At 43.6% G+C, this 18,766-nt stretch carries 20 protein-coding genes; 18 read left to right on the forward strand and 2 right to left on the reverse strand.

Going from position 1 to position 18,766, the window contains the following annotated elements; translation table 11 throughout:
* Nucleotides 1-15 precede the first annotated feature (15 nt).
* From cobA to DESOR_RS30555, 10 genes are all read left to right on the forward strand, one after another.
* The gene (gene cobA / locus DESOR_RS06415) at nt 16-1,521 is read left to right on the forward strand and encodes a uroporphyrinogen-III C-methyltransferase (RefSeq protein ID WP_014183793.1); all 1,506 of its coding nucleotides are present in this window, start codon (nt 16-18) and stop codon (nt 1,519-1,521) included.
* A gap of 4 nt (nt 1,522-1,525) precedes the next feature.
* Nucleotides 1,526-2,695, forward strand: a complete 1,170-nt coding sequence (nirJ1, locus tag DESOR_RS06420; protein WP_014183794.1) for a putative heme d1 biosynthesis radical SAM protein NirJ1 — start codon at nt 1,526-1,528, stop codon at nt 2,693-2,695.
* 14 nt (nt 2,696-2,709) lie between these two features.
* Nucleotides 2,710-3,687 carry a porphobilinogen synthase gene (gene hemB / locus DESOR_RS06425; protein ID WP_014183795.1) on the forward strand — a complete coding sequence of 326 codons (978 nt, stop codon included), beginning with the start codon at nt 2,710-2,712 and terminating at the stop codon, nt 3,685-3,687.
* Nucleotides 3,688-3,689: 2 nt separating this feature from the next.
* Complete coding sequence (gene nirJ2 / locus DESOR_RS06430) at nt 3,690-4,685, forward strand: putative heme d1 biosynthesis radical SAM protein NirJ2 (protein WP_014183796.1); 996 nt, start codon at nt 3,690-3,692, stop codon at nt 4,683-4,685.
* Nucleotide 4,686: 1 nt separating this feature from the next.
* Nucleotides 4,687-5,706: a siroheme decarboxylase subunit beta gene (gene ahbB / locus DESOR_RS06435; protein WP_014183797.1), complete on the forward strand. Its 1,020-nt coding sequence runs from the start codon at nt 4,687-4,689 to the stop codon at nt 5,704-5,706.
* A gap of 16 nt (nt 5,707-5,722) precedes the next feature.
* On the forward strand, nt 5,723-7,012 hold the full coding sequence (gene hemL, locus DESOR_RS06440) for a glutamate-1-semialdehyde 2,1-aminomutase (protein ID WP_014183798.1): 1,290 nt from the start codon (nt 5,723-5,725) through the stop codon (nt 7,010-7,012).
* 26 nt (nt 7,013-7,038) lie between these two features.
* Complete coding sequence (locus tag DESOR_RS06445) at nt 7,039-7,335, forward strand: hypothetical protein (RefSeq protein WP_014183799.1); 297 nt, start codon at nt 7,039-7,041, stop codon at nt 7,333-7,335.
* Between the two features lie 204 nt (nt 7,336-7,539).
* A complete protein-coding gene (gene corA / locus DESOR_RS06450; RefSeq protein ID WP_014183800.1) occupies nt 7,540-8,493 on the forward strand; it encodes a magnesium/cobalt transporter CorA in 954 nt (317 codons plus the stop codon).
* A 35-nt stretch (nt 8,494-8,528) separates the two neighbouring features.
* Nucleotides 8,529-10,223: a M3 family oligoendopeptidase gene (locus tag DESOR_RS06455; RefSeq protein WP_014183801.1), complete on the forward strand. Its 1,695-nt coding sequence runs from the start codon at nt 8,529-8,531 to the stop codon at nt 10,221-10,223.
* A 170-nt stretch (nt 10,224-10,393) separates the two neighbouring features.
* The gene (locus DESOR_RS30555; RefSeq protein WP_014183802.1) at nt 10,394-10,516 is read left to right on the forward strand and encodes a hypothetical protein; all 123 of its coding nucleotides are present in this window, start codon (nt 10,394-10,396) and stop codon (nt 10,514-10,516) included.
* A gap of 163 nt (nt 10,517-10,679) precedes the next feature.
* Here the strand turns inward: DESOR_RS30555 and DESOR_RS06460 are convergent, their stop codons facing one another.
* Both DESOR_RS06460 and DESOR_RS06465 read right to left on the reverse strand, forming a co-directional pair.
* Nucleotides 10,680-12,365, reverse strand: a complete 1,686-nt coding sequence (locus DESOR_RS06460; protein ID WP_014183803.1) for an FAD-dependent oxidoreductase — start codon at nt 12,363-12,365, stop codon at nt 10,680-10,682.
* Between the two features lie 35 nt (nt 12,366-12,400).
* Nucleotides 12,401-14,020: a (Fe-S)-binding protein gene (locus DESOR_RS06465; protein WP_014183804.1), complete on the reverse strand. Its 1,620-nt coding sequence runs from the start codon at nt 14,018-14,020 to the stop codon at nt 12,401-12,403.
* A gap of 358 nt (nt 14,021-14,378) precedes the next feature.
* Here DESOR_RS06465 and DESOR_RS06470 point away from each other — a divergent pair, with 358 nt between their 5' ends.
* The 8 genes from DESOR_RS06470 to tatA all read left to right on the forward strand — a co-directional run bounded on the left by DESOR_RS06470 (nt 14,379) and on the right by tatA (nt 18,709).
* Nucleotides 14,379-14,582, forward strand: coding sequence for a DUF5320 domain-containing protein (locus DESOR_RS06470; RefSeq protein ID WP_014183805.1), 204 nt, complete (start codon nt 14,379-14,381; stop codon nt 14,580-14,582).
* Nucleotides 14,583-14,606: 24 nt separating this feature from the next.
* Nucleotides 14,607-14,987, forward strand: coding sequence for a DUF134 domain-containing protein (locus DESOR_RS06475; protein WP_014183806.1), 381 nt, complete (start codon nt 14,607-14,609; stop codon nt 14,985-14,987).
* Nucleotides 14,984-15,370 (forward strand): iron-sulfur cluster assembly scaffold protein, encoded by a 387-nt coding sequence (locus DESOR_RS06480; RefSeq protein ID WP_042330887.1) that lies wholly within the window; start codon nt 14,984-14,986, stop codon nt 15,368-15,370. The genes DESOR_RS06475 and DESOR_RS06480 overlap by 4 nt, the downstream gene beginning before the upstream one ends.
* Nucleotides 15,371-15,372: 2 nt before the next feature.
* A complete protein-coding gene (locus DESOR_RS06485) occupies nt 15,373-15,741 on the forward strand; it encodes a NifB/NifX family molybdenum-iron cluster-binding protein (protein WP_014183808.1) in 369 nt (122 codons plus the stop codon).
* Between the two features lies 1 nt (nt 15,742).
* Complete coding sequence (locus DESOR_RS06490) at nt 15,743-16,600, forward strand: nucleotide-binding protein (protein ID WP_014183809.1); 858 nt, start codon at nt 15,743-15,745, stop codon at nt 16,598-16,600.
* On the forward strand, nt 16,578-17,444 hold the full coding sequence (locus DESOR_RS06495; protein WP_014183810.1) for a nucleotide-binding protein: 867 nt from the start codon (nt 16,578-16,580) through the stop codon (nt 17,442-17,444). The genes DESOR_RS06490 and DESOR_RS06495 overlap by 23 nt, the downstream gene beginning before the upstream one ends.
* 113 nt (nt 17,445-17,557) lie before the next feature.
* Complete coding sequence (locus DESOR_RS06500) at nt 17,558-18,337, forward strand: SDH family Clp fold serine proteinase (RefSeq protein ID WP_014183811.1); 780 nt, start codon at nt 17,558-17,560, stop codon at nt 18,335-18,337.
* Nucleotides 18,338-18,505: 168 nt separating this feature from the next.
* Nucleotides 18,506-18,709, forward strand: coding sequence for a twin-arginine translocase TatA/TatE family subunit (tatA, locus tag DESOR_RS06505; protein ID WP_014183812.1), 204 nt, complete (start codon nt 18,506-18,508; stop codon nt 18,707-18,709).
* The last annotated feature ends 57 nt before the right edge of the window (nt 18,710-18,766 follow it).

Genomic DNA, 18,766 nt, shown 5'->3' on the forward strand with positions numbered 1-18,766 from the left:
GAAGGGGTGTTTCGTTTGAGTAAGGGATATGTATATTTAGTAGGCGCCGGTCCTGGAGATCCTAAATTGATAACGGTTAAAGGATCCGAGTGTATTGCCAAAGCGGATGTATTGGTTTATGATCGCTTAGCATCCCGGCGCCTTTTGGCATTAGCTCGTCCGGACTGTGAACTCATTTATGTGGGGAAATCTCCGGACCGCCATACTTTAAAACAGGATGAAATTAACCAGGTTCTTGTGGATAAGGGTCTCGAAGGTAAAATTGTTACCCGCCTTAAAGGGGGAGATCCCTTTGTGTTTGGCCGAGGCGGAGAGGAAGCGGAAGCTTTACTCAAGGCCGGAATTCAATTTGAAGTGGTGCCGGGTATTACTTCGGCTATTTCAGTACCTGCTTATGCAGGGATCCCTGTAACTCACAGAGATCTAACCTCTTCCTTTGCTGTTATTACAGGCCATGAAGATCCTACTAAGAACGAAACGAGTATTCATTGGGATCACTTGGCTCAATCACATGGAACACTAGTGTTCCTCATGGGTATGGAGAATCTGCCGCTGATCGCCCAGAAACTTGTTGAAAACGGTAAGAAGCCCACAACTCCCGTTGGCATTATTCAATGGGGGACCCGGCCGGAACAGCGGACACTGGTGGGCCAGCTGGATACCATTTCCGAAGACGTTAAAAAGGAAGGATTTACAAATCCTTCGATTATTATTGTCGGTGAGGTTGTCTCCCTGAGAGAAAAACTTCAATGGTTTGAGAAGAAACCTTTATTTGGTCAAAGAATCGTGGTTACACGTGCTCGTCATCAAGCCAGTGTATTAACTCAAGAAATAGAAGCCTTAGGCGGTGAAGCTTGGGAATTCCCGGCAATCGACATAGCCCCGCCTACGGATAAATCATATTTAATAAAAGCTATGAATAATCTTAGACAGTTCCAATGGCTTATCTTTACGAGCGTCAACGGGGTGGAAGGATTTTTTGAAGAATTAAGGATTCAAGATCGAGACGTTCGTGATTTAGCAGGTCTGGAAGTAGTTGCTATAGGTCCGGCCACCAAAGCTGCTCTTGAAAAAAGAGGACTTCGTGCTGCCTATGTTCCGGAAGAGTACCGGGCAGAGAATATTGTCGAGGGTCTTAAGGGGCGGGTTTCTGCCGGTCAAAAGGTGCTGTTGGCCCGGGCTGAAGAGGCTAGGGATGTTTTGCCGGCATCGCTCAAGGCTATGGGGGCAGAGGTCTGGGATGTTCCGGTCTATAAGACCGTGCTGGGAGACGCAAACCGCGAAGAATTACAGAGAATGCTTCGCGACAAGGAGATTCATAAAGTTACATTTACAAGCTCATCAACTGTGCGCAATTTTCTGGAGTTGTTGCATGGAGATATTTCCCTATTGAGCGAGGTTGATCTTTATTCCATAGGGCCAATAACCAGCGGCACTGCCCGGAAACTTGGTTTGACAATTTATAAAGAAGCAAAGGAATATACAATTCCTGGACTAGTCGAAGCCTTAATGGAGGGGTGAAAGTATGATTAGTGTCACAAAGCTCTTGTTCGATACAGAATACTTCGGAGACTCTCTGCGTTACAGCAAACATTCCCTGGGATCCCAGAACGGAACAACAGTCAATTCCGGGCCGGTGGTCGTATGGAATTCGACTCGTACCTGCAATTTAAAATGTGCCCATTGCTATATGGAATCCGATGCCCAGAAATATCAGGATGAAATGACAACGGAAGAAGCTAAGCGCTTTATTGATGATTTGGCGGATTTCCGAGTTCCGGTCCTGCTTTTTTCCGGCGGTGAGCCTTTAATACGTCCTGACTTTTTTGAACTGGCAGAATACGCCTCTGCCAAGGGCATCCGGGCAACTCTTTCTACGAATGGTACCCTGATAACCCCTGAAGCCGCTAAGCGTATTAAAGAAATCGGAGTGGGCTATGTGGGTATCTCCCTGGACGGGCTCCGGGATGTTAATGATAAGTTTAGAGGTAAAGAGGGCGCTTTTCAGGCCGCTATGGAAGGAATTCAAAATTGTGTGGCCGTTAACCAGCGAGTTGGGCTTCGCTTTACCATTAATCAGCACAACTATCAAGAATTAGATAAGATCTTTGATTTTATTGAAGCAGAAAATATCGACCGGGTATGTTTTTATCATCTGGTTTACTCGGGGCGGGGCAGCCAGATGATTGCTGAGGACGTGACACCGGAAGAATCCCGCAAAGCTTTGGACACGATTATCCGAAGGACACGTGATTTTGAAGAGCGGGGCTTGAAAAAAGAAATCCTGACGGTGGATAACCACTGTGATGGAGTCTACATGTATCTTCAAGCCTTAAAGGACGACCCGGCACGGGCGGAACGAATCAAGAATCTGATCGGATTTAATGGCGGGAACCGTTCCGGGATTGCCTTTGGTGAAGTCGATCCCTTGGGGAACGTCCATCCTGACCAATTTACTCAGCATATCACCTTTGGTAATGTCCGAGAACGAAAATTCGGAGACATTTGGACAGATCTGACCCACCCCATTTTGGCAGGGCTCAAAGACCGCAAAGGGCTGCTTAAGGGACGATGTGCATCATGCAGTCATCTAAGCATGTGCAACGGAAATTTCAGGACTCGTGCGGAAGCCGTAACGGGGGATTTCTGGGAGTCTGATCCTGCCTGTTATTTAACGGACGATGAAATTAATTAATGGAGGTTCTTGAGATGGAACTGAAGAGGCGCCCCCGGCGTTTACGGGCCAATGAAACCATTCGCAGCATGGTTCGGGAAAACCACATCCGAATTGAGAACTTAATCTACCCCATGTTTGTAATGCCGGGAGAAAAACAAAAAGTAGAAGTTTCTTCTATGCCCGGAGTCTATAATTTTTCACTGGATGAATTTATCATAGCCCTTAAGGAGGTTGTGGAACTGGGAGTCCCTGCTATTCTGCTCTTCGGGATTCCGGAAAGCAAGGATAGTGTTGGTTCCGGCGCCTACCATGAGCATGGGATAGTGCAGCAAGCTGTTCGCTTGGCGAAACAGCATTATCCGGATCTCTATGTCGTCACGGACGTCTGCTTGTGTGAGTATACGGATCATGGGCATTGCGGGCTGATAGAGAATGGGCAAATTCTCAACGATCCAACTCTTAAGCTCCTGGCCAATACGGCTCTTTCCCATGCCCAAGCTGGTGCCGATATGGTTGCTCCCTCCGATATGATGGATGGGCGAGTTGCCGCCATTCGCGAAACTCTCGATAAGGAAGGATTTTCACATATTCCCATCATGGCTTACTCAGCCAAATTTGCTTCCGGATTTTATGGACCTTTTCGGGAAGCTGCCGGATCAACGCCCCAGTTCGGAGATCGGAAAACCTATCAGATGGACCCCGCCAACGGCGATGAGGCAATGTTGGAAACAGAATTGGACATTGAAGAGGGCGCCGACATGATTATTGTTAAGCCGGCTTTGTCCTATGGTGATATTATTTATCGGACTAAACAAAAATACGGGATTCCCTTAGCAGCCTATAATGTCAGCGGAGAATACGCAATGGTTAAAGCAGCTGCAGAGAAGGGCTGGATTGATGAGAAACGAATCGTTATGGAGGCTCTGCTGAGTATGAAAAGGGCAGGTGCGGATTTGCTGATTACCTATCACGCTTTGGATGTAGCACGTTGGCTTAGAGAGGAGATTTAAGCATGATCGTTTCCTGGAATACTACGAATGACTGTAATATGTTTTGTGATCATTGCTACCGTGATGCAGGGTGTAAAGCCGAGGAAGAACTCAGTACATCTGAAGCAAAAACTTTACTAGAGCAAATTGCTAAAGCCGGTTTCAAAATCATGATTTTCAGCGGCGGAGAACCCTTGATGAGACCAGATATTGTGGAACTGGTGGCTCATGCCACTTCCCTTGGGCTGCGGCCGGTTTTCGGGACCAATGGGACCCTTATTACCTTAGATTTAGCTCGGCAGCTAAAAGAGGCTGGAGCAATGGGAATGGGTATATCTCTTGACTCCTTGGACAAGGAGAAGCATGATAAGTTTCGAAAATTCCCAGGTGCGTGGGATGGGGCCGTTCAAGGAATGAAAAATTGCCGGGAAGTGGGACTGCCTTTTCAAATTCACACTACGATTATGGATTGGAATGCCCACGAAGTAGAAGCTATTACGGATTTTGCCGTGGAAATGGGGGCAGTGGCCCATCACTTCTTCTTCCTCGTGCCGACAGGACGGGCAGTTTCCATTGAGGAGGAATCCTTGCGGGCTGAGGCCTATGAAGACATTTTGACCCGAATTATGAAAAAACAGCAAACTGTTGATATAGAATTAAAACCTACTTGTGCTCCTCAATTTATGCGCATCGCCAAGGAAATGGGCGTTAATATGAGATTTAGCAGGGGATGTTTGGCTGGGACGTCGTATTGTATTATCGGTCCCAAAGGTCAAGTTCAGCCTTGTGCATACTTAAATATCCCGCTGGGGGATGTTCGGGAGACCCCCTTTGATGAAATCTGGCGAAATAATGAAGTGTTAGAGACACTGCGTACCCTGGATTATAAAGGGGGCTGCGGGTCATGTCAGTATAAACGTGTCTGCGGCGGCTGTCGTGCTCGAGCTGCCTATTATAACGAAGGGGATTATATGGCTGAGGAACCTTGGTGCCTATATCATGGAAGGAAGGGGGTTTAGTATGGATGCTAAGGAACGGACCTTACTAAATGCCATTCAAAACAATTTTCCAATAGCTGTCCATCCGTATTGGCTCCTTGGCGAAATGGCGGGAATAACTGAGGACGATGCTTTTCGACGGATTCAGAAACTTAGACAGGAAGGCATCATTCGCCGCTTAGGGGGAGTTTTTGATTCCCGTCGTTTAGGGTATTACAGCACTTTATGCGCAGGAAAAGTTCCCGAAGATAAAATCTCACTTCTTGCTCATCTCCTCGAGAAAATTCCGGGGGTGACTCATAATTATATTCGTGATCACTCCTATAATGTCTGGTTCACGCTGATTGCCCGCTCATATTCTGCTGCTGAACATATCCTTCAAACTATTCGGAAAGAAACTGGACTCACGGACATCTTTACCCTGCCGGCATCCCGGGTCTTTAAAATCAACGTCAATTTTGATTTTGATCCAGCCATTGATGAGGTTGATCAAGAAGAAACCATCAACAGCGGCAAACAGGGAAGGATTGGTGAGCATAAAGAAGAAGTTTCTCCCTATAAGTTAAGTAGTGAGGAGATAGAGCTAATTCGAATTATTCAGGGTAATCTGCCGGATTCCCCCACGCCCTTTACAGTCCTTGCCGATCAACTGCAATGGCCCGTTGACAAAGTGATAGCCCTGGCCAACCATTTGCTGGAAGTGAAGATCATTCGTCGTTTCGGGGCCGTTCTTCGCCATCAAAAGGCAGGTTTTGTTGCCAATGTCATGGGAGTTTGGCAAGTTGATCCTGATCAAGCTGACAAGGTGGGGCAAATTATGGCGAAATTTAAAGAAGTCAGTCATTGTTACCAGAGACCCACATTGCCGGATTGGCCTTATAACCTTTTTACCATGATTCATGGACGTACTTCTGAGGATTGCGAAGAAATCATGAAGAAAATTTCTCTTACTACGGGAGTAAAGACTTATGCCATGCTCTCCAGCATTGTTGAATTAAAAAAGAGCAGTATGCAATATTTTCTTGAAGAAGAGGTTTATTAGAAAGGGGGCATACGTTTTGACATTTCGTGATGAAAAAAGTTGTCAAGCCTTTGCCAAAGCTCAAATAATCATTCCCGGAGGAGTCAATTCTCCCGTGCGGGCTTTTAAATCCGTTGGCCGGGAGCCTGTTTTTATCGAGCGGGGTGAAGGCGCTTATATTTGGGATATCGATGGCAATCGATACATAGACTATGTAGGGTCATGGGGACCTCTAATTGTTGGACATGCTCATCCGGAGGTTGTTGAAGTTATCAAACGGGTTGCGGAACGGGGAACAAGCTATGGAGCACCTACGGAAGTTGAAACTGTCCTCGCTGAAGAAGTCTTGAAAGCTTATCCTTCCATGGAGATGATACGCATGGTTAATTCCGGTACGGAAGCGACCATGAGTGCCTTGCGTTTAGCACGAGGGGCTACCGGCAGATCTAAGATAGTTAAATTTGAAGGATGTTACCATGGCCATGCGGACCAGCTATTAATTAAGGCCGGCAGCGGGGCTCTCACCTTTGGGGTGCCCAGTTCTCCGGGAGTACCAACCCAGACGGCTACGACAACTATTTCGGCTAGGTTTAATGACCTGCAAGGGCTGGCAGAGATTTTCCAAAGTGAAGGGGAAGATATTGCCTGTGTCATATTAGAACCCGTTGCGGGAAATATGGGTGTGGTATTGCCGGATGTTGAATTTCTAAAAGGAGTTCGGAGACTGACAGAAGAGTATGGAGCGCTGCTGATTTTTGATGAGGTCATGACCGGTTTCAGAGTAAGTTACGGAGGAGCCCAGGCTCATTTTGGAATTGATCCGGATCTGACCTGTTTGGGAAAAGTGATCGGTGGGGGACTCCCCGTAGGCGCTTACGGCGGCAAGCGGAAGTACATGTCCCAAATATCCCCAAGCGGTCCTATCTATCAGGCAGGAACTCTTTCAGGGAATCCTTTGGCTATGAACGCCGGTTTAGCTACCTTAAAGCTGCTACAGCGGCCGGGAACCTATCAGGAACTCCAAGCCAAGACCCTTCGTCTTTCCGAAGGCTTGAAACAGTTAGCTCAGGAAGCTGGTCTACCCATTTGGGTAAATGCTATTGGGGCTATGTTTTCGGCATTTTTTACAGCTGAACCGGTTAAGGATTATGCTAGTGCCTGTACCTCGGATGTTGAAGGATTTGCTAAGTTCTTCCGGGGAATGTTAGAGCGGGGCATCTATTTAGCACCCAGTCAATTTGAAGCGGTCTTTTTATCCACCGCCCATACAGAAGCGGACATTGATCAAACCTTGGAGCAAGCTCGAAGTGTCTTAAAAACTCTCTGATAATTGATATCAAAAGAGGTGTCTGAATGAAACCCAAACGCATCTTGAGAGCTCTGATCACGGTTGTTTTGCTGGCAGCTTTGGTCGCGGTGCTCTATTTCTCTCGAAACTCCGATCCAACCAACCCCCATGCTTCCATACCGGAAGAAACTTGGATTCATGGACCAAAAGGGCATGGTTATGCGGTCATGAACAATCAGCAGCCGTGGAAACAGTGTTACCCTTGTCATGAAAAGCAAGGATTGGGCGGAGAAGAGTACTGTCAGAGCTGTCATGATCAATCAGGGGTTAATGTGGCGATACCCCAAAAACCTTCACAATAAAACACTTTTTTGTCTCAGTTAAAAATTGCACAAAATACGCTTTGATCGGTTTTCAAAAGCTGTTCAAGGCGTATTTTCTCACTGTTAGGGCTTTTAACCTAATTACGCATATTCCTTTTATTCTAATTGGGCATAATTGCAGGTATGATAAGCGGCGAACTCCATAAAAATATAAAGAAATTGTTCTGTGGGAGATGGATTTGCTTGATTAGAACCTTTGGCTTAAAAAAGGACTTGGAAGCTGTTGTTAACTTTGATTTGGATAGCTTAATCAATCATGATCTTCTATGGTTTTGGGCGGATTTTGATCATCCCAGTGAGTCTGAGATCGATTTGCTGCGCCGCTGCTTCAATTTCCACCCCTTGTCCATTGAAGACAGTATTTATTCCCTGAACAAACCAAAATTAGACTACTACGAAGAGTATAATTTTTTTATTCTTAATGCATTACAAAGTGATACCCTTGCCCCCAAAGAGATATCCTTATATGTCAGCCCAAATTATATCATATCCTTCCATATGGAAAGCCTGACTGAAATCAATGAAGCTTGGGATAGAGTCACCAGGGAACGAAGCAATTGGGACAAAGGGCCGCCCTTTGTGGCTTATCAGATATTTGATAAGATTGTCGATCAGTTTTTTCCTGCAGTTTACGAGATCGAAGACAAATTAGATGAAATCGACTCAAATCCAGATAATAAATCCATTCATCAAATTTTAGATGTCATCTTTCAACTTAGAGGAGATATCCTCAAACTACGCAGAATTATTGCTTCCATGAGAGATTTAGTGTATCGAATTTTAAACTCCGAGCGGCTCCACAGCTTTAAAGAACATAAACTTTATTTTTCGGATATCCACGATCATTTATTAAAACTCTCAGAGATGCTTGACTCAAGCAGGGAAATAACCTCTGACCTGAGAGATAGCTATTTATCTATGAATTCCAACTGGATGAATACTAATATGATGGTTTTGACGGTGATCACTACCATTTTCATCCCGTTAAATTTAGTCGCAGGAATTTATGGTATGAACTTTAAACACATGCCAGAATTGAATTGGAAATATGGTTATTTTATAGTCTTGGGTGTGATGATTTGTATAGGAATCTCCATGTTCTTGTGGTTTAAACGCAAAGGCTGGTTCAACTCATAGAATAATAATGTAGGGACGAAAGAAAGGTGAATGTCATGAAGTTTAAAGACTTCCAGTATCAGCGGCCGGATCTGTCCGAGGTGGAAAGTCAGTTTAACCGGTTGCTGAGTAAATTTGATCAAGCCGATGACGTTGAAGAACAAACGAAAGTATTGGTAGAGATCAACGAATTAAGAAGTAAGTTTGAGTCTATGGAGCAAATTGTCCATATACGACATACTGTGGATACTACGGATCCTTTCTATGAAAAGGAACAAACCTTTTTTGACGAAGGAACTCCAATCTATCAGGGTCTGATCTCACGATATTATCATTCCTTGGTTAACTCCCGGTTCAGACAGGCTTTAGAAGAAAAGTGGGGGAAGCAGCTTTTTGTCAAAGCAGATTTAACCCTAAAGACCTTCACTAACGAAATTATTGAGGATTTGCAGCTGGAAAATAAACTATCCAGTGATTATACCAAACTTCTTGCTTCTGCCAAGATACTTTTTGGAGGGGAAGAGAGAAATCTTCCTGGTCTGGTGCCCTTTCAGATGTCGAGGGATCGTGGAATACGCAAGCGGGCCAATGAAGCCAAATACACTTATTTTAAAGCCAATGAAGGGATGCTGGACGACATATATGACCGTCTGGTTAAGGTCAGGACGCAGATGGCTGAGAAATTAGGCTATGCCGACTTTATTGAACTTGGCTATGCCCGCATGCTTCGTTCCGATTATTCCCCGGAAATGGTGGCAAATTTTCGAAAGCAGGTTAAAGATTTTATTGTGCCTCTTGCCAGTAAACTGCGGGAACGGCAAAGAAAACGTTTAGGTTTAAAGACACTGGCGTATTATGATGAGAAATTGAGTTTTCTGACCGGAAATGCCGTACCCCATGGGGATGCAGAGTGGATAGTGGCTAATGGAGGACAAATGTACCGTGAACTGTCCCCTGAGACAGGGGAATTCTTTCAGTATATGACGGACCATGAGTTAATGGATTTGGTCAGTAAAAAAGGTAAAGCAGGAGGAGGTTACTGTACTTATATAAGCGATTATCAGGCTCCTTATATCTTTTCAAATTTTAACGGCACCTCCGGCGATATCGATGTTCTGACCCATGAAGCCGGGCATGCCTTTCAGGTCTATTGCAGCAAAAACTATCCAATCCCAGAGTACCATTGGCCGACCTATGAGGCTTGCGAAATTCACTCCATGAGTATGGAATTTTTTACTTGGCCTTGGATGAATTTATTCTTTCAATATGACACTGAAAAATACAAGTTCAATCATTTAAGTGAAGCTCTTTTGTTCATTCCATACGGAGTTTGCGTGGATGAATTCCAGCACTATGTCTACGCACATCCGGAAGCTTCACCTCAAGACAGAAAAACAGCCTGGCGAGAACTTGAAAAAATATACTTGCCTCATCGAAACTACGAAGACAATGACTATTTGGAACTGGGCAGCTATTGGCACCAGCAGGGGCATATCTTCGGAGATCCCTTTTATTATATCGATTACACATTAGCCCAGATATGTGCCTTTCAGTTTTGGAAAAAGTCTCGAGATAACCGGGAATCTGCTTGGGCAGAGTACCTGAGACTGTGCCGGGCCGGAGGAAGCCAATCTTTTTTGGAACTGGTTAAGTTGGCGAACTTAGATTCTCCCTTCCGAGACGGGTGCATCTCTTCAGTGGTGAAGACCGTTGCAGGATGGCTGGATGAGGTAGACGATACAAAACTTTGATTTTGATATTGAATAAAGTTATTAGAGTGGCATCAATCCCAGCAACATTTTGTTGCTGGGATTGATGCCTTTTTTGTATAAAATCACCTTCGCTTAAGACTACATTTGCAATTTGTAAGAATATAATTTATTAAGTTAAAATTGCCATGATTTTAGAAGGAGGAATAAAAATGTTAAGAATCAATGAGTACAGTGAAGAGCAGTTAAGTGTACTTAGGGAGAGAGATCGTCGAGAATACATTTTTAAAATCCTAGGAATCATCAGCGCAATAATTATGGCTCTGTTTTTATAATTGCTAAGTTATTTTAGTGGTGCTCTTAGTAAAAAGTAAAAAAAGCACGTTGATTGTCCAGTTCAACGTGCTTTGAATATATCCACCTGTTGTACTTAAACCCTTAGCAAAGGGTAAGAATAACAGGCAGGTTCAGGAAATGCCCTTATAAACAGCCGGAGGATTACTGTTTAAAAAAGGCGCTTCCAACATTTAGCCCACCTTCTAGAAAAGCAACTTGAGTAATCCCTTTGGCTTGAAGCATGCAGGCTGCTTCATAGCCACGAATACCTAATCCGCAGACGGTTACGATTAAACAATCTCGGGGAATTTCTTTCCAACGTTCTCGAAGTTCGCCTAAGCCAATAACCATTGTTCCTGGAACGGCTAAGGGATTTGCCGCTACTTCATCTGGTTCCCGAATGTCGAGAATGCAAAGCTTTTCTCCAGCATTTAAGCGTTTGGTAACATCTTCAGCAGTGATGCCGATGGCAATTCCCCGCCGGATATTTTCTAAGGTTGTAGCAGCATGAATCAGCACATCAATAGCTGTTGCAAAGGGTGGGGCATAAGCTAAATCCAGATCAATAAGGTCTTTCACCTTAGCGCCAAATTTCAGGGCTGTTACCAGTACGTCTAGCCTCTTGGCACTTTCGCCGATACCACAGACTTGAGCTCCTAACAGTCGTCCGTTTTCATGTTCGGCAATTAATTTAATAGTGATTAAACCGTGCATAGGGTAATAGTGAGTAGCATCGAGACCGCTGCTGACACTTGTTACCACATTGTAGCCCCTTTTTCGAGCCTCTTCTTCACTAAGGCCGGTACGTCCGATATTGAAATCAAAGGCTTGAAGTATGGAGGTACCTTCAACAGGAGCAAAGCGGGAAGGTAGTCCGGCAATATGGTCTGCAATCACGCGTCCTTGCTTGTTGGCTGTTGAAGCCAAAGGAATATAGACGGGCTCTTCAGTGATGAGATGCCGCTGTTCAGTGCAGTCACCGCCGGCATAGATAGCCGGATCACTGGTTAGTTGATGCTCATCAACCTTAATGGCTCCAGTGTTGCCTATGGTAAGTCCGGCTTCTTGGGCAAGGCTGATTTCAGGACGTACTCCCGTTGCAATAATCACCGCTTCCGTATTAATGGTCCCCTGTTCCGTAACCACTCGGCAGACATTGCCTTCAGCATCTCCCTCAAAGCCCTTAACTTTGCAGGATAGCAGGAGTTCCACATCATGTCCCTTCATTTTTTGCTCTACCAGCTTTGACATATCTGAATCAAGGAGTTTTGGTAACACACGGGAATCTGCCTCACATACCGTCACCTTTAAGCGAGGGCTGGCCAGCGCATCGGCTGTTTCAATTCCAATCAAGCCCGATCCAATGATAGTAACATGCTTTATCTTTTTTAGTTTGATTAATTCTTTCACTTTCTGGGCATCCTGAGGATGATGGAAGGTAAAGATTTGACCCAAATCCACTCCTGGAATGGGTGGAATACTCGGCTTAGCGCCGGTGGCCAATATCAGATAATCATAAGGCAGGGCTTCCTCGGTATTGGCCACCAAATCCCGCACCAAAACAGTTTTATTCCCTCTGTCAATTTTGAGAGCTTCTGTTTGAGTACGAACGTTGATGTTTTTTTGTTTGCGGAAGAATTCGCTATCTCTCAAGACACCATAAGAAGTCATCATCAAGTCGTCTAACTTAGGCACCAGGTTACCGACATAAAGGGGCAGACCGCATCCTCCGTAAGAAATCAAGCTTCCTCTTTCGATGATCGTTATTACCGCTTCCGGAGATATCCGTCTTAACCGTGCAGCTACTTTGGGTCCAATGGCTACTCCTCCTACAATGATTACGTTCATTATTTTCGCTCCTCAACGTATAAATTAAAAAATTATCAAGACAATTCTAAAAACTCCAGGAAAGGCTTTTTCATGCTGATTAAGGCATTGACCATCAGCTCCACTAATCCGCCATATTGGACATTAAATTTCTCTGTGACTTCGTAAAATTCCAGAATGTCCCGAATAGCTCCTTTGCAGTTGGAACAAGGAGCACAAACGTACTTAGGCAGGCTTGTATTCTCCATGCAGTCCTGAAAAGCCCCCAGAATTTGATTAAACTTCATGCGGGAACTGACTTTGTTTCTCCACTCAGAAAAATTCATGGAATTGGTAATAGCGAATCCGCCCCCGCCTCCACAGCAGTAATTGTTTACTCCGTGAGGAGTCATCTCCCTGAATTGAGGACAGATGGCTTTCAAGACGTTTCGCTGAGGTTCGACAATACCCATTCCACGTACATAATTGCATGGATCATGAAGAGTCACTGGGAAATTATTTTTGCTGGGATCCAGGTTCAATTGTTTTTTGTCAACCATATCCCAAAGGAGAGGTAAGCAGCTTTCAACGGGGACTTTGGCATCTCCGTACAGCATACGGTCTCCTACTACAGCCGAAGCTTTGTGAGCATGGCCGCATTCAGCGATCACTATGCGGTTAACGCCCAGGTCTTTGGCAACTTTCATTTGGAGAGTGGCCAGCTTTCTTGCTTGAAAATCATCATACCAAATGCCGTAATTCACATTGTCATATCCAGCAATTTCACTGCTGAGTGTCCAGTTTAAACCCGCTTCCTCAAAAAGAATGGCAAAAGCAATGGGGTTCTCCGGCCACGCCATATATTCTCCGGCATTATGTAAAAGTAAGATGTCTGCTCCTTTTTTATCAATGGGAAACTTGATCTTTAGACCAAATTTTTCTTCCAAATCTTCTTCTAAAAATTCAATGGTATCTAAGAAAGCAGGCTTAGTAATTCCCGTAGATGAGCCTGTTTTAAGCTGAAGCATGGTACCTTTAGTATGCAGAGGAAGAGGGGCAATTCCTAATTCCTGGCTGAAGACTTTACGGATTTCTTTGGTAAGAATCGCGTTATCTAAGCCAAGAGGGCAGGTTTGTGCGCAACGACGGCAAAGATTGCAGCGATAAGCTAATTCACCGAGACGAGCAATGGTTTCCCAATTGACATCGATATCTGCCCCAACAAAACTGCCAAGCAGCTTACCGCCTGTTGTAAAGTATTTTTTAACAATCTTTCTGAGAACTTCAGAACGAAAAATAGGTCGGTATAATTCATTTTTCCCAGATGCTTCATATACATGACAGGCAGCTGAGCATGTGTCACATTTAGCACAATATTCGAAGGACAATAAAAAGGGTTGGAGTGCTCCATTATTGGCATCTGTGAAGATCTTTTCCAGGCCCTTTAGAAAGTTTTGAACAAATTCATCCTCTTCTTCTTTAGTTTTTGGACGAGTTAAAGTATCAATACTTACATAACCATCGAGAGAAGTACAAAATTTCTCTTTCCAGGCGGGCTTTGGATCATGAAAGGACGGTTCCATTCCAGGCTTGTCATAGGGCGGCAATAAGGGCATGAGATCTGTTGAGTTAAGTTTGATGAGCTGTTCATCGGGTTTTCCGATGTCTTTTGGACGTAAATCTTTTTGATTTATCACTACAGCGCTCCTCCTTACACAAAGTAACTTTAAAAAACATCAATAATTCCTTGGGTGTAATGGCAGCTTTAATGAATGATAAAGAAGTGCATTAATATGGTATAATTTCCTTAAAAACTGCAGTGGTATGTAGTTTGCACTTAACAAAGAGGTGATTATAATATGTTGAGTTATTGACATATGCCCTATTAAATTTAATTATACTATGTATTGAACATATGTCAATTAAAAATTATCCTCTGTAGAGGGGCAAAGTGTAAACAAAAAGAGATAAGTCCTGTTATTGACATATGTTCAAAATTGAGTATAATCAAAATAATTAAAGGCATATGTCAATAACTAAAGGGGGTCATTAGCTATGCCAAGAAAAGAAGTAGGTCCGATCGGTGGAGTATCCATTGATAAAGGCTTAGGCCTGGGTACAGGTTACAAGAGAGGTCCTGTAAGAAGTCTTGCCAAGGAACTGATATCCCCAAAAACTCAAAAAGAATTACTCCAAGAGCAAATAAAGATATTGCAGAAAAAGCTTGAGGACATTGACCAACAATTAAAAAATATATGAAGCTAATTAATGAGGTGTTGATTTATGCCAAGACCAAGAAAGTGGAGAAAAGTCTGTTGCCTGCCGGAAAGCAATCGTTTTGGTCCACTGAACGCGATGATTAATCAAGAGCATTTTGTCGTTATGACCATTGATGAGTATGAAACCATACGGCTTATTGATTTGGAAGGGTTTACCCAGGAAGGTTGCGCCGACCAAATGAAGATTGCCCGTACAACGGTTCAGCGAATTTATAATGATGCGCGCAAAAAACTTGCCGAGTCCTTAGTCAATGGAAAAGTACTGCGCATTGAAGGCGGGGATTACAAACTTTGTGACGGCCTGGAAAAAACTTGCACCTGCGGCGGGTGCCGTCGACATCGATGCAGTGAAGGTCTGACCGAGGATGAACAGGGAGGTGAATAGTCATATATTCGGAAAAAGTAATAGAGCATTTCACATCTCCACGGAATGCTTACAGTATGCCGGACGCAAATGCACAGGGAGTTTATGGCGACCCATCCTGTGGAGATGCACTCATCATTTTTCTCAAGGTCAATGATAATATAATTGATGAGATCAGTTATCTTGTGTTTGGGTGTTGTGCGTCCATAGCTACTTCCAGTATGACATCTGTTTTAGCTAAGGGAAAAAGCTTAGAAGATGCCTTAAAAATCACTGATGAAGATATTATCGAGGCTCTCGATGGGCTGCCGGAAACGAAAAAACATTGCTCAAACCTTGGTGTGAGTGCTTTGAGAAACGCAATTGCTAACTACTATGAAAGAACGAGTTTGCAGGAGGGTTGAAAATGAAGATTGCAATTCCTGTCGAAGATCAAGTTATGGAAGCCAGTATAAGCCAATCTTTTGGACGAGCGCCCTATTACCTCATTTTTGACACACAATCAAGGGAATGTGAATTCATTGATAACAGCGCCATTGCCAGCCAAGGCGGGGCAGGAATCAAGGCTGCGCAGACAATGGTTGACAGTGGGATTAATGCTTTACTGACTCCTCTTTGTGGAGAAAATGCTGCCAAGGTATTGAATTCAGCTAATATCATCCTTTATAAAAGTCTCGATGCCTCAGCTCAAGATAATATTGAGGCGTTTAATGCCGGATCCTTATCCCTTCTAGAAGATATTCATCCAGGATACCATGGTCATGGGGGCAAATAGCATGAAAATAGCTGTGCTAAGCGGCAAGGGAGGCACCGGTAAGACACTCTTAGCTGTCAATCTGGCTTCTGCTGCAAGGGAAGCCATGTATGTAGATTGTGATGTGGAAGAACCGAATGGTTACCTCTTTTTTAAACCAAAAAATTATTATGAACAAATTGTCACTATCAAAGTTCCTGCTCCAAATGCAAAACTTTGCACCGGCTGTCGAAAATGTGTTGATTTTTGCAAGTTTAATGCCTTGGCCTACATCATTAACAAGGTCATGGTGTTTGAGGATGTTTGTCATTCCTGTGGAGGCTGTATCCTGTTTTGTCCTGAAAAAGCTTTGTCGGAGAAAGATAAAACAATTGGAAGGATTCAGTGCGGCGTTTCGAAGAACGTTACTGTAGCAACAGGAATCCTAAATACAGGCGAGTCCTCCGGAGTCCCTATTATCAAGAAGCTTTTAAAGGATATACTCCCAGAGACAGAGTGTATTTTTATTGACTGCCCTCCGGGAAGTGCTTGTATTGTTATGGAGAGCATTAAAGATGCTGATTATTGCCTATTAGTGGCAGAGCCAACTTTGTTCGGGGTCCACAATCTCAACATGGTTTACGAACTAGTAAAGCTCTTTGAGAAACCTCATGGAGTGGTACTCAACAAATGTCTGGAGGAAGAAAATCCTGCCAAAAAATTTTGTCAGGAGAAGGGTCTTAAAATCATGGGAAGGATTCCCTTTGATAAAGAGCTGGGAGATCTAAATTCCAAAGGACTCATCTCGGTAAGAGAGCAGCAAAAGTATCGGGATGTGTTTGCATCCATACTTCAAAATGTGGCCACGGAGGTTCAGCATGAAACAGCTATTAATTCTTAGCGGCAAAGGGGGAACAGGCAAAACAACCGTTGCCAGTGCATTTATTCAAATGGCTGCTGCTAACGTCTATGCTGATTGTGATGTGGATGCTCCTAATTTGCACCTCATCAAAAAGCTTCCGTCAGAAGCCAAGCACTCGGACTATTATGGAATGCCTAAAGCCTATATTGACCCGAAAAAATGTCTTGGTTGTGATTTGTGCAGACAAAACTGCAAGTTCAACGCAATCTATAGGGAGACAGACTATTGGGTTGATGAGTATACTTGTGAAGGCTGTGGTGTCTGTGAAGCCTTATGTCAGGAAGGAGCGGTTACTCTCAGACCTTCAAAAGCTGGGGAATTAAGGCTTTATGCCGAGGATTTGGTCTTTTCGACGGCAGAGCTTAACATGGGAAGCGGTACTTCGGGGAAACTGGTCACCGAGGTCAAAAGACAGATGAAGTCGGCGGCAAAGGATGCCGGATTTGCAATTATTGATGGCTCGCCAGGGATTGGATGTCCAGTCATTGCTTCAATAAGCGGGGTAGATATGGTTTTGATTGTCGCCGAGCCCACTGTCACAGGTATCAGCGATATGGAACGCATTATCAATACCACAGAAAGATTTAATACACAAGTTGCCATTTGCGTCAATAAATACAATACCGATCTGGATAACACCAAGAAAATTATTGACATGTGTCATGAACTCCAGCTTGCTTTTGTCGGAAAAATACCTTTCGATCCAGAGGTCGTTAAAGCCATCAATAAGGGTCAAAGCATCTCTGAGGTAGAATGCCCGGCAGGACAAGCAGTTAAAGACGTGTTTGATCAAACCATTAAACTACTTTTTGAAGTCTCATAAATTGAAGTTTTCTTGCTAATACTATTTATAAGGAAGCTTTAATATTTCCTCCCGCATTCACAATTAGTATTTGCATGGAATAATATGGAATGTGAGGAAGAGGCCGGGAGGGAATGGTATTGAAAGCTGAGGAACGGGGTTGTTTTATTGAACGGTTGGAAAAGATTAGGGAATCCAAGGTCTTGGTCTATTTTTCTTATACACCTTTAGATGATTCTATTTTAGTACCATTGTATAAACAATTGAAGGAAATTGGACACACTCAGAAGATTGATCTTGTTTTACACAGTTATGGGGGAGCGGTAGATACACCCTATAAGGTTGTCATGCTCATTCGAGAGTTTTGCGAAGAATTTGCAGTGATTGTCCCGTTTGTTGCTAAATCTGCGGCTTCTATGCTTGTTCTCGGGGCAGATGAAGTTGTGATGGGACCAATTTCCGAATTAGGTCCTATTGATCCATTAGTTAAACATCCCCTCTATAATGAAGTTTTAGTACCCGTTCAAGCGGTATGGCATTGTTTTGATTTTTTGCAGAGGTCCATCATCAACAGTCCTAACCCAGAAGTTGCAACTGTTATTGCGAATCCAATGCTGGCCAAACTCGATCCTTGGCTTATTGGAGACTACGAAAAGACGATTAAAGCTTCCAGGCAATATGCGGAAACATTATTGTCACGCTATATGTTTAAAGATGCTCCGGAAAAAGTGTCTGTGGTAACCCATGCATTGACCGAGGGATATTATTCTCATGGATATCCTATTGGTCGTCGAGAAGCTAAAGAATTAGGGATTTCTGTGACAGAAGCCCAGGGCGAACTTTGGGATATCATTTGGAATTTGTACCTTGGTTATGAAAAATTGTTTAAAGAAAAAGAAAGTGAATGTGATTGAAAAGACTCGCCTATGCGGTCTTTTTCTTACTACATATAAAGTTTCCATTGAATACATATTGCACGTTATCGCTTAATGCTGTAGGATAGACATGATGCTTGGTTGTACAAATGATGCATTATTAGTCTAACTCTCTTTAAGACGATAGATTTTATTGGAGGTGGCAACATGCTTACAACGTTTGGATTTTTAACGCCTATGACTGCAGGAATTGTTCTTGTTATTGCCTTAGTTATTTTTGGACCAGGTAAATTGCCTGAACTGGGTAAAGCACTCGGTAAAGGAATTAAAGAATTTAAATCTGCCACTGAGGGAGACGACCACGTCGAAGAAGTAAAGGAAGTTAAATCCGTAAAAATCGATAAAGAATAAACCTATTTGACAGAAATGAATGAGAGATGAAGACTCAAAAGACGGGGCTTAAAACGC

It is taken from the genome of Desulfosporosinus orientis DSM 765 (assembly GCF_000235605.1).
In the GTDB taxonomy this organism is placed as follows: domain Bacteria; phylum Bacillota; class Desulfitobacteriia; order Desulfitobacteriales; family Desulfitobacteriaceae; genus Desulfosporosinus; species Desulfosporosinus orientis.

Coding starts and splice junctions, on each gene's coding strand:
- nirJ1 (WP_014183794.1), top strand. CDS start 1,526: ATGATTAGTGTCACAAAGCTCTTGTTCGATACAGAATACTTCGGAGAC.
- DESOR_RS06485 (WP_014183808.1), top strand. CDS start 15,373: ATGAAGATTGCAATTCCTGTCGAAGATCAAGTTATGGAAGCCAGTATA.
- DESOR_RS06455 (WP_014183801.1), top strand. CDS start 8,529: ATGAAGTTTAAAGACTTCCAGTATCAGCGGCCGGATCTGTCCGAGGTG.
- DESOR_RS06470 (WP_014183805.1), top strand. CDS start 14,379: ATGCCAAGAAAAGAAGTAGGTCCGATCGGTGGAGTATCCATTGATAAA.
- DESOR_RS06460 (WP_014183803.1), bottom strand. CDS start 12,365: ATGAACGTAATCATTGTAGGAGGAGTAGCCATTGGACCCAAAGTAGCT.
- nirJ2 (WP_014183796.1), top strand. CDS start 3,690: ATGATCGTTTCCTGGAATACTACGAATGACTGTAATATGTTTTGTGAT.
- tatA (WP_014183812.1), top strand. CDS start 18,506: ATGCTTACAACGTTTGGATTTTTAACGCCTATGACTGCAGGAATTGTT.
- DESOR_RS06445 (WP_014183799.1), top strand. CDS start 7,039: ATGAAACCCAAACGCATCTTGAGAGCTCTGATCACGGTTGTTTTGCTG.
- DESOR_RS06475 (WP_014183806.1), top strand. CDS start 14,607: ATGCCAAGACCAAGAAAGTGGAGAAAAGTCTGTTGCCTGCCGGAAAGC.
- DESOR_RS06490 (WP_014183809.1), top strand. CDS start 15,743: ATGAAAATAGCTGTGCTAAGCGGCAAGGGAGGCACCGGTAAGACACTC.
- hemB (WP_014183795.1), top strand. CDS start 2,710: ATGGAACTGAAGAGGCGCCCCCGGCGTTTACGGGCCAATGAAACCATT.
- DESOR_RS30555 (WP_014183802.1), top strand. CDS start 10,394: ATGTTAAGAATCAATGAGTACAGTGAAGAGCAGTTAAGTGTACTTAGG.
- ahbB (WP_014183797.1), top strand. CDS start 4,687: ATGGATGCTAAGGAACGGACCTTACTAAATGCCATTCAAAACAATTTT.
- DESOR_RS06495 (WP_014183810.1), top strand. CDS start 16,578: ATGAAACAGCTATTAATTCTTAGCGGCAAAGGGGGAACAGGCAAAACA.
- DESOR_RS06500 (WP_014183811.1), top strand. CDS start 17,558: ATGGTATTGAAAGCTGAGGAACGGGGTTGTTTTATTGAACGGTTGGAA.